This is a genomic window from Burkholderia stagnalis (assembly GCF_902830275.1).
GTDB lineage: Bacteria > Pseudomonadota > Gammaproteobacteria > Burkholderiales > Burkholderiaceae > Burkholderia > Burkholderia stagnalis.
This window is the reverse complement of the sequence record NZ_CADESW010000001.1, coordinates 663,460-679,326: the sequence shown is the minus strand read 5'-3', so window position 1 is coordinate 679,326 and position 15,867 is coordinate 663,460. Positions and strand designations below refer to the sequence as shown.

Annotated in this window: 2 protein-coding genes; both read left to right on the top strand. The window is 67.1% G+C overall.

Features of this window, described 5'->3' with window-relative positions; genetic code table 11:
• The first annotated feature begins 68 nt into the window (after window positions 1–68).
• Window positions 69–15,245, top strand: a complete 15,177-nt coding sequence (locus HWY45_RS02930) for a two-partner secretion domain-containing protein (RefSeq protein ID WP_230946909.1) — start codon at window positions 69–71, stop codon at window positions 15,243–15,245.
• Entirely contained in the window at window positions 15,242–15,589 is a 348-nt protein-coding gene (locus tag HWY45_RS02925) for a hypothetical protein (protein WP_059884457.1), read from the top strand. Before HWY45_RS02930 ends, HWY45_RS02925 begins: the two co-directional genes overlap by 4 nt.
• Window positions 15,590–15,867 lie beyond the last annotated feature (278 nt).

Below are 15,867 nucleotides of genomic sequence, written 5' to 3'. Positions count from 1 at the left end.
CCGCCACGGCCGGGCCGGCCGGTGGCATGCAACGCACGGAAAAGAACCGATCACGAATCGAACAAGAAATGAACACGTCCAAGCGTAAGGTCTTGCAGCAACTGGCTGCCGCGGCAGCGGCGCGCGTCGGCGCGCGCGAGCGTGCGGAAGCGTTGATGTCGCGTTTCTTCCGCGTCAACGCTTTTGCATTGCGCGAGTACAGCTGGTGGCAACGCGTGATGTGCGCGCTGGTTGCGACGACGATGTTCATCGGCCCGATTACCGTGACGGTCGAACAGAGCCGCGATGCGGCCGGCATGCTCGGTGCCGGCAACCGCCGCCTGGACGACGACACATGGCAGCAACTGCTCGACATCGCATCGCTGCGCGTGCGCCTGTCGATGCAACTCGCCGCTGCCGCACCCATTACCGACCCCACGGCCCCCATCACCTTCCAGCCCGCGATCACGCAATCGACGGGCGCCGGCGGCGGCGTGCCGGTGGTCAACATCACCGCGCCGAACGCGGCGGGCATCTCGCTGAACCAGTACCAGCGCTTCAACATCGACCCGGTCGGGCTGATCCTGAACAACAGCCTGATGTCGGGCACGTCGCTGACGGGCGGGGACGTGCAGGCGAACCCGAACCTGAACGGGCGGGCCGCGAGCGTGATCGTGAACCAGGTCACGTCGACGGGCAGCGGATACGCGAGCTTGCTGAACGGCCCGCTCGAAGTGTTCGGCGCGCCGGCGACGGTGATCATCGCGAACCCGAACGGGATCACGACGCGCGGCACGGGCTTTACGAATACGATCGGCGTCACGCTGTCGACGGGGGCGCCGCAGTTCCTGAGCGGCGTCGGCGGTGCACCGACCGATTACGCGAACGCAAAGGCGATCGGCTACAACGTGACGGGCGGCCATCTGCAGATCGAGGGCAACGCGGGCGTGAACGGCCCCGGTGCGGGGATCGAAGGCACGGTCGGCACGATCGACCTGATCGGCGAGACGATCGGGATCAATGCACCGCTGTATGCGGGGATGCGGATCAATACGATCGCGGGTCGGCAGTTCGTGACACCGTCCACCTCGGATGGAACCGGCACGACCTACGGCACGGCGTCTAACGGCGCGATCAATTCGGCCGCGGCGATCAACGCAGCGAACGGCGGCGCGAATCGCTCGCTCGCGATCGACGCGACCGCGTTCGGTGCGATGACGGCGGGGCAGATCCAGGTGATCAGCACCGCAGCGGGGATGGGCGTGCGCACCGATGCGCAGCTCGCCGCGAATGCGGGCGATCTGCTGCTGTCGTCGAACGGCGACGTATCGATTGCGGGCACGGCGGCGCAGCACCAGGCGACGGTGCAGAGCGCGGGCAACGTGTCGATGACGGGCACGCATGTCGGCGTGGGCGGCTACGCGATCAACGCGAACGGCGACGTGACGTCGGCCGGGGCGATCCAGTCGGGCGGCAAGCTGGCGGTGTCGGCGGGCGGGAACGTGAACGTCGCGAACGCGCAGGCGAACAGCGACATCGCGATTACGGGCGGGGCGAACGTCGTGCTGGGTGACGTCCAGACAGGCGGCACGCTGGCCGCTGCCGCACTGGGTGGTGATGCCACCTTGAACGGCGCCGTGCTCGCAACAGGCGGCACGACGCTGCGCGCCTCGCGCGACGTACAGGTGAACAACCACCTCGACAGCCAGACGATCGACCTAACCGCGCAGCGCAGCATCGGCCTCACGGGCCCCGTGAGCGCGACGGGCGATATGACGCTCACCGCGCAGGGCGGCGACATCACCTCGACCGATCGCGTCGCGAGCGGCGGACGCTTGTCCCTCAGCGCCGGACACGACGTCGCCACCAGCGGCGTACTACAGGCGAACGGCGACCTGAGCGTGCACGCGGGGAACAGCGCGAGCGTCGCCGACATCCATGCGGGCGGCGCGATCGACGTGAGCGCGCAAGGCACGGCCGGCGGCGGCGATCTGGCGTTCAACGGCAATACGCAGGTGGCCGGCGCGACGCGCGTCGCATCGGCGCGCGACATCACGGTGAACGGCACGTTGACGGGCGGCTCGACGCTCGCGCTCGACGCGCAGCGCGACGTGACGGTCGGCGCACATGGCACCGTCCAGTCGACGGGCGACCTCGCGCTGACGGCGCGCACCGGCAGCGTGACGTCGAACGGCACGTTGACGAGCGCATCGAACCTGTCGGTGCAGGGCGCGCAGGACGTCGCGCTGCTCGGCACGACGGGCGTGATCGCGGACACGACGCTGAACGCGGGGCGCGACGTGACGGTGGGCGGCACGCTGTCCGGGCACGGCGGCGCGCGGATCGACGCAGGGCGCGACATCGCGCTCGGCGGCAGCACGGGTTTCGTGAAGGACGTGCAGGCGCAGGCGGGCCGTAACCTGTCGATGACGGGTTCGCTTGCCGCGACGAACGTAATGCTGGGCAGCGGCCAGTCGATGACGCTGCACGACGTGCAGTCGTCGTCGGCCTTGCAGGCGAACGCACAAAACGGGGCGTTGACCATCGACGGCACGGTCACGTCGTTGTCGACCACCCAGCTCAAATCGGGCGGCGATACGGCGGTGACGGGCAAGCTGCAAAGCACGAGCCGCCTCGACGTCACAAGCGGCGGTGGCCTCGCTATCGCGGGGCAGGTCAATGCACTGTCGACAGGAACGTTCCGCGCCGGAAACCGGTTCAGCGTGGACGGCACGCTGCAGGCGACCGGCGCACTCGATATTGCAAGCGGCGCGGACCTGTCGATCGGCGGCACCGTGAACGCGCTGGCCGATGCGGTGCTCGCGTCGAGCGGCGGCGCGACGGTCAACGGCCTGCTGCAGAGCGCGGGCCCGTTGAAGCTGACGAGCGGTGCGAACACGTCGATCGGCGGCACGGTGCTGTCGACGGGCGATGCAACGCTGACGAACGCGGCGGGCGCGCTGACGAGCACCGGCATGATTCAGGCGGGCCGCGATCTGCTGATCGACGCCGCACAAGCCGTCGATCTCGGCAAGCAGCAGACGACCGCGCAACGCGACCTGACCGTGCACGCCGGCGGCGACCTGACCGCAAACGGCACGGTGATCGGCCAGCGCAACGGCACGCTGAACGCTGGAGGCACACTGGGCGGCGCGGCGGCGATCGCATTCGGTCAGTCGGCGACGTTGCAGTCGGGCGGCGACACGCGCCTGACGGGTTCATTGCGCGGCGACACGGTGCAGACGCAGGCGGGCGGATCGGCGTCGCTGCACGACGTTCAGTCCGTGTCGGCGATGTCGCTCTCCGCGACGCAGGACCTTGCGACGACCGGCAGCGTGATCGGAAACGCGACGACGACGCTGAGCGCCGGACGCGACGTTGCCGTCAGCGGCACGATTCAGTCGTCGCAGACGCTGACGTTGACCGCCGGTCGCGATATTGCGACGACGGGCGCATTGCGGACCGACCAGGATCTGCACGTCCATGCAGGCAACAACGCGACGATCGGCGATCTGCAAGCGGGCAGCTTGCTCGACGTGAAGTCGAACGGCACGGCGGGGGGCGGCGACGTGACGCTCAACGGCAACGCGATCGTCGCGGGCGGCACGAACGTGCAGGCGGCGCGCGATATCGTCGTGAATGGCTCGCTCACCGGCGCCACGCAGGTGGCGCTCTCGGCGCAGCGGGACGTCGGCGTCAGCGGTAGCGGCGCCGTCCGGGCCATCGGCGATCTCGCGATCACGACGACGACCGGCAGCATCAGGTCGGCCGGCACGTTGAACGGCGCAGGCGCACTGACGGCGAACGCGGCGCAGGACGTCGCGCTGACCGGCGCGACCCTGTTCACCGGTGATGCCGCCGTGAAGGCGGGCCGCGACGTGACGGTGGGCGGAACGCTTGCAGGCCGCGGCGGTGCACGCATCGACGCTGGGCGCGACATCGCTCTGGATGGTAGTACAGGATTCCTGAAGGACGTTCAGGCACAGGCGGGACGAAATCTGTCGATGACAGGTTCGCTCGCCGGCACGAACGTGACGCTGGGCAGTGTCCAGTCGATGACGCTGCATGACGTGCAATCGTCGGGCGCGTTGCAGGCGAACGCGCAAAACGGGACGCTGACGGTCGACGGCACGGTCACGTCGTTGTCGACCGCACTGCTCGACTCGGGCAGCGACGCGACCATAACCGGCACGCTCCAAAGCGCGGGCCGTCTCGATCTGACGAGCGGCGGCACTCTCGGGATCGGCGGCACCGTCAGCGCGCTGTCTGATGCGATCGTCACGTCGAGCGGCGCAGCAACCGTGAACGGGCTGCTGCAGAGCGCTGGCCCGCTGACGCTGACGAGCGGCGCGAACACGTCGATCGGTGGCACGGTGCTGTCGACGGGCGACGTGACGCTGACGAACGCAGCGGGTTCGCTGACGAGCACCGGCACGATCCAGGCGGGCCGTGATCTGCTGATCGACGCCGCACAAGCTGTCGATCTCGGCAAGCAGCAGACGACCGCGCAACGCGACCTGACGGTACGCGCAGGCGGCGACCTGACCGCGAACGGCACGGTGATCGGCCAACGCAACGGCGCGCTGAGTGCGGGTGGTGCGCTGGGCGGCACGGCGGCGATCGCGTTCGGTCAGGCGGCGACGCTGCAATCGGGCGGCGACATGCGTTTGACTGGCTCGCTGCGCGGCGACACGGTGCAGACGCAGGCGGGCGGATCGGCGTCGCTGCACGACGTGACGGCGGCCGCGACGATGTCGCTGTCGGCCACGCAGGATCTCGCGACGACGGGCAACGTGGTGGCCGGCTCGACGGCAACGCTGCAAGCCGGCGGGAATCTTGGCATCAGCGGCGCGATGCAGGCGGTCGGCGACATCGCACTGACCGCGACAGGCGGCAGTATCTCAACCAGCGCGCCGATCGCCGGCAACGGCGCGATCACGATGCAGGCGGGCACCGACATCCTGCTGAACGGAACCGTGGGCGCGGCGCGCGGCATGTCGTTGACTGCGGCCCGCGACGTATCCGCGACGCAGGGCCTGAACGTGCTGGAGAACGACCTGCGGATCAGCGCGGGCAACAACGCCGGCGTGGCCGATGTCCAGGCGGGCGGGGCGCTGTCCGTCACCGCGCGAAACGGTGACGCGACGTTCAACGGCACGGCCGCCGCAATCGGCCGAACCACCGTGATCGCGGGCCGCGACGTGGTTGTGCGCGGCGCGCTCGCCGGCGGCGGCGACGGTACAAGCGCGACGCATGCGCCGACGACCGTGCAGGCCGGGCGCGACGTCCAGGTAACGGGCATGCTCGCGGGCGGTGCGACGCTCGACGTCAACGTCGCGCGCGACGTGGCGGTTGGCAACGCCGGTCAAGTCCAGGCGGCCGGCGACATGACGCTCGCCGCTGCCGCCGGCAGTGTGACGTCGCAGGGCACGCTCGCGGCCGAACGCAATGCCGTGCTGACGGCGGCCAAGGACGTCTCGCTGACCGGCAAGACGAGCGTCGGCGGCGACGCGTCGTTGACGGCCGGGCACGACCTGACGCTCGGCGGATCGGTTGTCGGCAAGGGCGACGCGGTCCTGAACGCAGGCAACGATATCGCGATCGGCGGCAGCACCGTCTTCGCGAAGGACGTCACTGCCAAGGCCGGCAACGACCTCGCGGTCACTGGCGCACTGCAGGGGCAGGCGGTGTCGCTGAGCGCCGTGCGCGCGGTCGCGCTGAAGGACGTGCAATCGAACGCGGCGCTCACCGTCAACGCCAAGGGCGGCGCGCTGACGATCGACGGCACGGTCAACTCGCTCGCGGGCGGCACGCTGAACGCCGCCGGCGACCTGACGGTCAACGGCGCGTTGCAGACGGCCGGATCGCTGAATGCCGCGAGTGGCGGCAACCTGGCGATCAACGGGGCCGTCAACGCACTTGCCGACGCGACCCTGCACTCCGCGGCGGATCTGAACGTGAACGGCACGCTGCACGCGAGCGGGCCGCTGGTGGCGACGAGCAATGGCGCGCTGTCGGTTGGCGGCAAGCTCGACGCTGCCACCGATGCCACCTTGAGCGCAGCGCGTGGTCTCGCCGTCGACGGCACCGTCAATGCCGGCCGCACGCTCGACATGACGAGCGGCGGCCCGACGACGCTGCGCGGCATCGTCAATGCGGCAGGGGCGGGCACGCTGCGCTCGGACGGCGACATCACGGTCAACGGCACGCTGCAGGCGGCGGGGCCGCTCGACGTCATCGGCGGCGGCAATACGACGGTCGGCGGCGCGCTGGTGTCGTCGGGCGACATGACGCTGCGCAATGCCGCGGGCTCGCTGACGAGCACCGGCACGCTGCAATCGGGCGGCAACCTGTCGGCCGGCGCGGCGGGCACGATCGATCTCGGCCAGGGGCGCACGACGGCGCTCGGCGATCTCACGGCCAACGCCGGTCGGGATCTGCGCGCGGACGGCACGGTGATCGCGCAGGGGCGCGGCACGCTGACGGCCGGCGGCGCGATCGGCGGGGCAGGGGCGCTGTCGTTCGGCGGCGCGGCGGCGTTGCAGTCGGGCGGCGACACGCTGCTCTCGGGGTCGCTGCGTGGCGACAAGGTCGACGTGACCGCGGGCGGCAACGCGACGCTGCACGACGTGACCGCGGGCGCGCTGATGACGCTCGCGGCGGTCGGCAACCTGCGGACCACTGGCGCGGTGACCGGCAATGCGGACGTGATGCTCCGCGCGGGCGGCGACATCGATCACGGCGGGGTATTGCAGGCGATCGGCAATGCGACGTTCGATGCGCGCGGCGGGCATGTCGCGTCGACGGGCTCGATCGCGACGAACGGCGCGCTCGCGGTGAGCGCGGGCACGGATATCGTGCTCGGCGGCACGACGGCTTCGGCGCTGAATACCACGCTCAAAGCCGGCCGCGACATCGCGATCGATGGCGCGCTGACGAGCGGCGGCGCGTTCGATGCGACGGCCGGCGCAAACGCCCGCATCGCTGGCGCCGTGCTGGCCATCGGCGACGCGCATGTCGGCGCGGCCAACGATATCGACGTGAGCGGCAAGCTCGAGGGCCACGGGGCCGGCACGCTCGGCGCCGGCCGGGATCTGACCGGCGCGGGCACGATCGCCTTCGCGCAGGCGGCGACGCTCGATGCGGGCCGCGACGTCGTGCAGGGCGGGATGGTGCAGGGGCATACGGTGGCGGTCACGGCGGCCGGCAATGCCAGCGTGACGAACGTGCAGGCGGACGAGTCGTTGTCGTTGCGCGCGAACGGCACGCGCACGGACACCGGGCCGGGCAACCTGACGATCAACGGCACGGCTGCCGCCGGTGGGCGTATCGACGCGGTCGCGGCGCAGGACGTGTCGGTGCCGGGCAAGCTGCAGGGGGCGACCACGGTCGGCATCGACGCGGGCCGCCACGCGGTGATCGGGGGCGCGGTCCAGTCGGGCGGCGCGATGACGATTGCCGCGCATGCCGGCGATCTGGCCGCAACCGGCGGGATCAATAGCGGCGCGACGCTCGACGTGACGACCGGGCGCGATCTGTTGCTCGGCCCGACGACGAGTGCGGTCGGCGACATGACGCTTACCGCTGCGCGCGATCTGAACACCGGCAGTGGGCTGCTGATCGGCGACGCGAACGGCACGCTGCGCGCGGGGCGCGACATCGTCGGCGCCGGGACGCAGTCGTTCCTGAATGGCGGGTTCGATGCCGCCGCGCAGCGCAACGCCGTGTCGGGCGGACTCGTTCAGGCCAGGAGCGTGCAGTTGCAGGGCGGCAACGATGCGTCCGTCAACGATGTCGTGTCGTCGACCACGTTCGACTTGAAGGCGCTCGGCAACGCGGGTGGCGGCGATGCCGTGGTACGCGGCACCGCGCAGGTGGCCGGCGCGGCGACCGTGACCGCCGCACATGACGTGCAGGTGACGGGGACGCTCGCGAACGGCGCGGCGCAAGCGCTGAGCGCGGGCAACGACGTCGTCGTCAGCGGCACGTCGCAGTCCGCTGGCGACATGAAGGTGGCTGCGTCGGGCGGCAGCGTGCGATTGAACGGCACGACGACGTCGGGCGGCGTGCTCGACGTGCGCGCCGGCGTCGATGCGCGACTTGATGGCACGATCGCCGCGACCGGCATGACGACGGTTCAGGCCGGCCGCGATATCGGCATCGGCGGCAGCGTGGCCGGGCAGGCCGGCGGCACGCTGACGGCCGCACGGGATATCGCCGGCGCCGGATCGCTGGCATTCGGGCAGGCCGCGACGCTCGTCGCGTCGCACGACGTTGCGTTGTCGGGGGCGCTGCAGGGCGCGAGCGTGTCGGTGACGGGCGGCAACAATGCCGGCCTCGGCAGCGTGCAGGCCGTGTCGGGCGATCTGTCGGTCGTCGCGAACGGCCTGGCGGGCGGCGGTGATGTGACGCTCGGCGGCGCAGGCACCGCGCTGGGGGTGTTCTCGTTGCAGGCGGCGCGCGACGTCAGCGTGAGTCACGCGATCAACGCGGGGGCGATGACGGGCATCACGGCCGCGCGCAACGTCACGCTTGGCGACGTGAACACGGCGGGCGACCTGACTATCACCGCGTCGAACGGAAACGCCGCCGCGGCGAACGTGACCGCGCGCGGCAACCTGAACGTGACGGCTGGCCAGGCGATCACGGTGTCGGGGCAAACCGTGTCGGGCGGCAATGCGACGCTCGCGTCTGGCGGCGACATGACGCTGACCGGCAGCATCGCCGCGCAGCAGGCCGGCAAGCTGACGGCGGGCGGTTCGATCGACGCGGCGTCGATCGCGTTCGGCAAGCAGGCGACGGTCAGCGCGGTGAACGGCATCGCCGTGAAAGGCGGCGTCACGACCGACGGCGATCTGGCGATGACGGCAGGCAACGACCTGGCGATCGGCAGCGCGCAGGCGGGCGGTGCGATCGACTTGCGCGCGCAGGGACACAACGGTGCCGGCGACGTGATCGTGAACGGCGGACTCGCGTCCGGCACGGCGACGACGATCGCTGCCGCGCACGACGTGGCGATCGCCGGCAGCGTCGGCAGTGGCGCAAGCCTGACGGTCGGTGCGGGACGGAACCTCGGCATCATGGGTGCGATTCGTTCGAACGCCGATACGTCGTTGACGGCGACGAGCGGCAATCTCACCGTGGGCGGCGACTTCGTGGCCGTCGGCAATTTCGGGGCGCGTGCCGGCGGCACGCTGGCGCTGCTGACGGGCGGGCTCGCCAACGGCGATACGACGTTGACGTCCGGTGGTGCGATGACGCTCGGTGGCGGACTGTTCGGCCTCGGTGCGGCCAACCTGAATGCGGGCGGCGCGATCACGGGCGGCAGTGCGCTGACGTTCGGCAAGGATATCGGCGTCACGTCCGGCGCAGGCGTGACGCTCGGCGAGATCCAGAGCGCCGGGAAATTCACGGCGACGTCGAACGGCGACATGTCGCTCGGCGCGACGACCGCGGTCGGCGGTGTGACCGCGACGTCGCAGACGGGCAGCGTCGCCGTCAACGGCGCGCTGCAGTCCGGCGGGAACGTGCAGATCCAGGCGGCGAACAACGCGCAGGTGTCGGGCGCGGTGTCGTCGATGGGCACGGTGAACGTCAACGGTGTCAACGGCAACGTCACGCTCGCGGGCGTGTCGTCGAACGGCGATGCGACGCTGCATGCCGGCCAGAACCTCACGCTCGGCGGCTCGAGCGTCGTGGCCGGTCAGCTGGGGGTGTCGGGCAGTAACGTGACGCTCAACGGGACGGTCGCCGGTTCGAAGAGCGTGACCGTTTCTGCGCAAGGGACGGCGGATGCGGGCAACGCGTCGATCGTGGCGTCGCAGGACCTGAAGGTGAGCGGTGCGAACGTCACGCTCGGCAACGTGACCGTCGGCGGCGGGCTGAACGCGCAGGCGTCGAATCAGCTCACGCTGGCCGGCGGGCATGCGGTGAACGTGGTCGGCAATGCGGCGCTGACGTCGCAGAATGGGTTGAATAACGCGGCGCATGTGCTGGCCGGGTCGCTCAATGTGTCCGCGCCGAACCTGACGAACGCGGCGGGGGCGTCGCTCGCGTCGATCGGCTCGACGACGATCAACGCGTCGAACTTCACGAATGCGGGGCTGGTGAACGGCACGACGACCAACGTGACCGTGGGCGGCGGGCTGACGAACGTCGGCGGGTCGCTGATGGCGGTGGATGCGCTCAGCATCAATACGGGTTCGCTGAACAACCAGAACGGGGTCATCTTTGCGGGGAATCCGAGTGTCGGGACGGGGGCGACCGGTGATGTGTCGCTGACGGTCAACGGCGGGAATGGTGCGTTCAACAACGCGGACGGACAGTTGCTCGCGCAACGGAACATGGGCATCAACGTCACCAACATGACGTTCGATCCGCTGCAGGGGACGATCAGCCAGGGCGGGAACCTGTCGGTCACCGCCGGCTATGTGAACATTGGCGGCACCTGGAACTACGGCGGGCAGAGCGTGGCGCTGACCGGCGTGAACGGCATCGCGAACTACGGCACGATGACCGGCACCGCGGCGCTGACGCTGTCGTCCGGCGGCGGAACGTTCGAGAACCACGGGCAGGTTAGCGGCCGCGATGTGACGTTCAACGGCACGCTGAACAACGCGGCCGGCGCGGTGATGCATGCCGACAATGCGTTGACGCTGAACGGTAATACGACGAATCGTGGGACGGTCGAGGCGGGGAATGTTCTCAACGTCAACGGCTGGAATTACGACAATCAGGGGGCGACGACGCAGTCGAGGGGGGATGTCAACTTCAATCTGGGTGGCACGTTGTGGAACACTGGCGGGTCGGTCTTCGCTGGAAACAACGTCACGATCAACGCGGGCGCCGTCGTCAACGATCGTACGCCCTCCAGCGGGGTGACGGATTCGGGCCCAGTGCGGGTCGACGATTCGTCGTTTCTTTGGTCGACGGTCATTGGCCATAAGCAGACGGCGACCGGGAATGAATATGGGCCCGGTTCACAGCTATACACGTCCACAGCCGGCACGCTCGGCGACATGTTGTCGCCGACCGGAAATGCCGCGACCTCCGGCCCGGTCGCGGGTGCCGGCGGGGCGTTCACGATCATCGGTCAAGGGTTCGGCGCCTACTCCAGTGGCGATGGTACAAACAACGAGATCCCGACGTCGTGGGTACTCGATGTGAACCATCGGGCCGGGTCCTCGCCACTGGCGTCGTCGGCCACGTTCGCATTGCCGACCGTCTACCAGGAGACCACGACGGTCAAGCTTGGCCAGGCGGGCGTCATCTCCGCAGGACGCGATGTCTCGATACGTGCGAATTCGCTCTCGAACAGAAGCGGGCAGGTCTCGGCCGGAGGCAATCTTTCGCTCAATGTCGGGTCCTTGGAGAATGGCGCCGTCGATACGACGGTGGCCTCGACGGTACGCGAGTGGGTTGATCAGGGTGAGCTCGGCGCGTTCCTTTCCCGACTCAAGGCGACGCTTGCAAATGCGCCCCAAAGTCCGGACGGGATGACCAATTACGCACCGTGGTTCACGGGTACATTGGACGCGGTGAATGGCGGCTCGACGATGTTCCCGTACAGCTTTGTCGGACCTATTGGGCCGACGATTCGCTTCGACATCGATCCGAATGCTTCGCATTCCGTTACGTCTACCCTGGCCTACGCTGGCGCGCTCGGCCTGCTGGCGGCAGGCAACGACATGTCCATTACCGCTCCGGGTACGCTGACCAACGCTGGTGTCATCTACGCGGGGCACAACATCGTGATGGCAGCCGGTACCCAGGTGGTGAACCAGGGCGGAAACCAGCAGAATTTCTCGAATCAGGTCGGCTGTGCGTCCGGGGTGCCGAATTCGGCGTGCGGTAACGCGGGGCAGCCGCGCGGCAACAATCCGACCACGACGACGTTCAGTTACAACCAGAACGACGCAACGATCTACGCGGGGCATGACCTGGTCATCGCGGCCGGCCAGATCAACAACACGTACGGCAATCTGCTCGCGGGTCACGATATCGTGATCGGCGGCGTCGGCTCGACCGCGAGTTCGACCAAGCCTGCGCAGAGCCTGAACAACACGTCGGGCAACATCGTGGCGGGCAACAACATCACGCTGAACGTGTCGGGCGCGATCACGAACAACCTGCCGCCGCCGATTCCGGTGCATGAGAACTATGGCACCAAGGAGCAGTACTCGGGCTGTATGACGGCGGGTGGCTACAAGGAAAGCTACTGCGAAGGCTACGTCGATCAGCAGACGGGCAGCCCGTCGGTGATCAGCGCGGGCAACAACCTGCAGGTCAACGCGGGTAGCCTGACCAACATCGGCAGCCTGATTGCGTCCGGCAACAACGCGACGATCGCCGTCGCCGGTCCGGTGGTCAACGAGGCGCAGGTCCTGAATGCCTACTGGCACTCGCACTGGGTGCAGGAAACGGGCATGTTCAGCAGCGACAAGCGTCACGATATCTGGGCATGCGGTACGCCGGAGCAGTGCAAGGCGCTGTACGGCAGTGCGTATACGAGCACGGGCGGCGCGATCGATCCGCCGACGCCGGTCGGCAACATCGCGGCGACGATCCAGGCGCCGAACCTGTCGATCTCGTCGAATGGGCAGATCCAGAACGTCGGCAACGTGCTTGGTACGTCGGTGTCGTTGACGGGGCAGAAGCTGATCAACGGCATCACGACGGCGAATACCTATACACCGCGCGTGAGTGCACCGCAGCGCGTGATCACGCTGAGCCCGGTGACATTGCCGGGGTTGAGCCTGTCGATTCCGCGTACGGTCGGCACAGGTACGCTGCCGACGCCGGTGGCCGGCAAGGCGTCGTACTTCAATGAGTCGCTGGGTGGTTCGGGTGCCGCACAGTTGAGTGCGCAGGATCTGTTGAACAATCTGCCGCCGAGCCTTCAGCCGTCGTCGACGCTGTTCTATTTCAATCCGCAGGAAGAGGATCTGCTGTTGCAGCAGGCGGCGCTCCAGCAGACGGGCAAGGCGAGCTTCGTCGATGGGCTGACGTACGACAGCAAGAACAACGTGTCGGTGACGGAGCAGGAGAAGGCGTACCTGTATCAGAACGCGATCGATTATTCGAAATCGCGGAGTTTGCAGCTCGGCGCGGCGTTGACGCAGGAGCAGATCAATACGTTGGACAAGCCGATGCTGTGGTACGTCGAGCAGACGGTGCCGGACCCGATGTGTCACGCGACCGGGCCGGCGACGTGCCCGACGATCACTGCGCTGATGCCGCAGGTGTATCTGCCACAGGACACTGCCGCGATGTCGGCCGGCGGCAACATCTCCGGCCGCGACGTCACGCTGAAGTTCAATCAGGACGGCAATGGCAGCATCCTCAATACAGGGAGCATCACGGCGTCGGGGACGCTGAGCGTCGATACGCAGACGCTGACGAACCAGGCGAACCAGGTCAACGTCGGGGAGATCTGGCAGAAGGTCGATCACGGCTATCTGAATACGACCGGGACGATGGTGCAGCCGGGCGGGTTCATGAGCGCGGCGAACATGGACCTGAATGTGCAGGCGCTCAACCAGATCGGTGGGGCGCTGCAGGTGCTGGGTGCAGACGGCAGCGTCAATGCGGACCGCACACAGGCGTTGCTTGCCGATATTCACGCAAAGCTCGGCACTGGATTCACGCAGACCACCCTCAGCGACAACCTCCATAGCGATTTCGTCAAGGAGGGGGGCAGCTTCGGAATAGGGCAACTGATCGGCATGGTGGCAGCGATCGCGTTGTCGGTCTACATGGGGCCGGAGATGTTCGGAGTGTTCAATGGCCTGATTGATCCGATCGCATTGGCCGCTATCAGCCCAACGCTGGCGGTGATCGGCAGTGCCGCGGCGACCGGTTTGGCTGCAGCGACGACGACGTTGGCAGCCGGTGCGGTGTCGCAGGTGATTTCGACCGGCAATCTCGATCTGAAGCAGACGTTCGAAAGCGCGGCCATCAGCGGTCTGACTGCGGGCTTGACGCAGGGCTTGCTGGGCTCGACCGGGATCACGAGTTGGGGGGGGGGCGTGACACAGGCGTCGTCCGCCACGACGCTGTCGAACATTGGTGCAACCGCGCAGAACATTGGTGGGCAGGCAGTGATCGGTGCGTCGGTACAGACGCTCTTCCAAGGCGGTAGCTTCGGCAACGCACTGTTGAACAGCGCCGCGCAGCAAGCGGCGGCTGTCGGCGCAAACGGGATTGGTGATGCGTTCAGCCGGCCATCGTCGTCGTGGTGGATGAGCACGAGCAGCCCGTTGTACGCGTTGGCGCATGCAGGGTTGGGTTGCGCAGCATCGTCGGTTGACGGTAATGGGTGCGCTAGTGGAGCGATTGGAGGGTTCATGTCCGCAATGACTGCGGACAGGATTGCGAGGGCCGTAACTGAGGGGCAGGGCATTGACAATCAAGCGCAATTGGCGGCCATCGTGGCTGCCACGTCCTTGTTAGGCGGTGCGGCAGCCGGATTGTTGGGCCAGAATATCGAGGGGGCGGTAAACGCAGCGCAGAACGAGACCGCAAACAACACGTGTGCAAAGGGGCACGATTGCGGGACGCTGAAGAGCGCCGCCACGGATGCTGCGCGTGCGGCATGGAATACCGTCCTCGGGGGCGTGGAGGTTATCCCGAACCTCCTGAGTGGTACGGTGCCGGGTCTGCCGGACTATGTGCCATTCCTGAAGGATGGCATGCTTCCATATGACGATCCCGATTTCGGGATGCTCGTGTCTCTGGTGGGAACCGCAGGCGTTGCCGCGTTGCTGGGTCGATCAGGCGCAGCGGCCACTGCGAGCAGGGGGGCTGCCGGCGAGGTGCGTAATTCCGCCTCGAGTTCAGTTGTCGCTGCGGGAGACGTGGATCTTGCCAATGTCTATAGTGCTCAGTTCCCAGGTGCTGCCACCGTCAAGAATGGCGGCCTCGAAGTTGCGGCTGGGAAGTTCGACTATCTCTTCGGGAGAGTGACCAGTAGTACCCATAACACTGCGCGATCCGAGCAACTGGCGTTGGAGATGAAGCGCCTGGGCCTATCTGATACGCCGGCCGGCCGCGAAGTACTTACTGAGCATCTCGAAAATGTTGTCAATACCACGGGCAATATTGCGCGAACATTTACTACTGAATACGGTAAATTTGAAGTCAGGGACTCGCTGTTCATAGGGCCGTCGGGTCAATCGGCAAGATTTGAGAGCACGTTCCAAATTCTCAACAATGGAGCACGACGCCTTAGTACTATGATTCCATTTTATACGGTGAAGCCGAAATGAATTTCCCAGGGAAGCAGGTGTTTTTGGAGAATTTTGGCATTGAACCGGCCGAAGAAGATCCTGGCCTTGCGCTCTGCCTCTATCGTGTGCGGTCGCCGCTTGGCGACACGGAGGCCGAGATCTCATTCAGCGCCGTCTCGGAATCATTCCAGGTTCGGCTTCTATGTAACGGTCGCGAAGTGATGAACTTCGCGAGCGAGCGAGTCAAGCTGATCGAAATGTACCGTGACGAGACTGGATCTGGGATCCGGGCTGTCTTCGACGTGCGAGGCGTGAGTTCTGAGGCCGTTGTAATTCTGGCGCCGGAGATCACCTGTCGTTGGTGGTTGCTAAGAACGGAGTAAGTGCGCTCCCATTGCAGACCTTTGTCTTGCTCGTCAATAGATTGCGGCACGACGAGGATCACTGGATCGCAGGAGTTCGTGGCGTGTAGAGGGGCAGCTTTTGAGCTGAGGGCGGGCAAGAGGCGCGAACCTGAAATAGGGGCGACCTATCCATCAATAACGAGCAACGAGCGGCCATGTGGCGGTCACTCAAAATGAAAGGAATAAGTAATTATATAAATGAATTTTGAAAGAAAATTCATCCAAACATCACCCTAAAGAACTCGAATCCGGTGCCG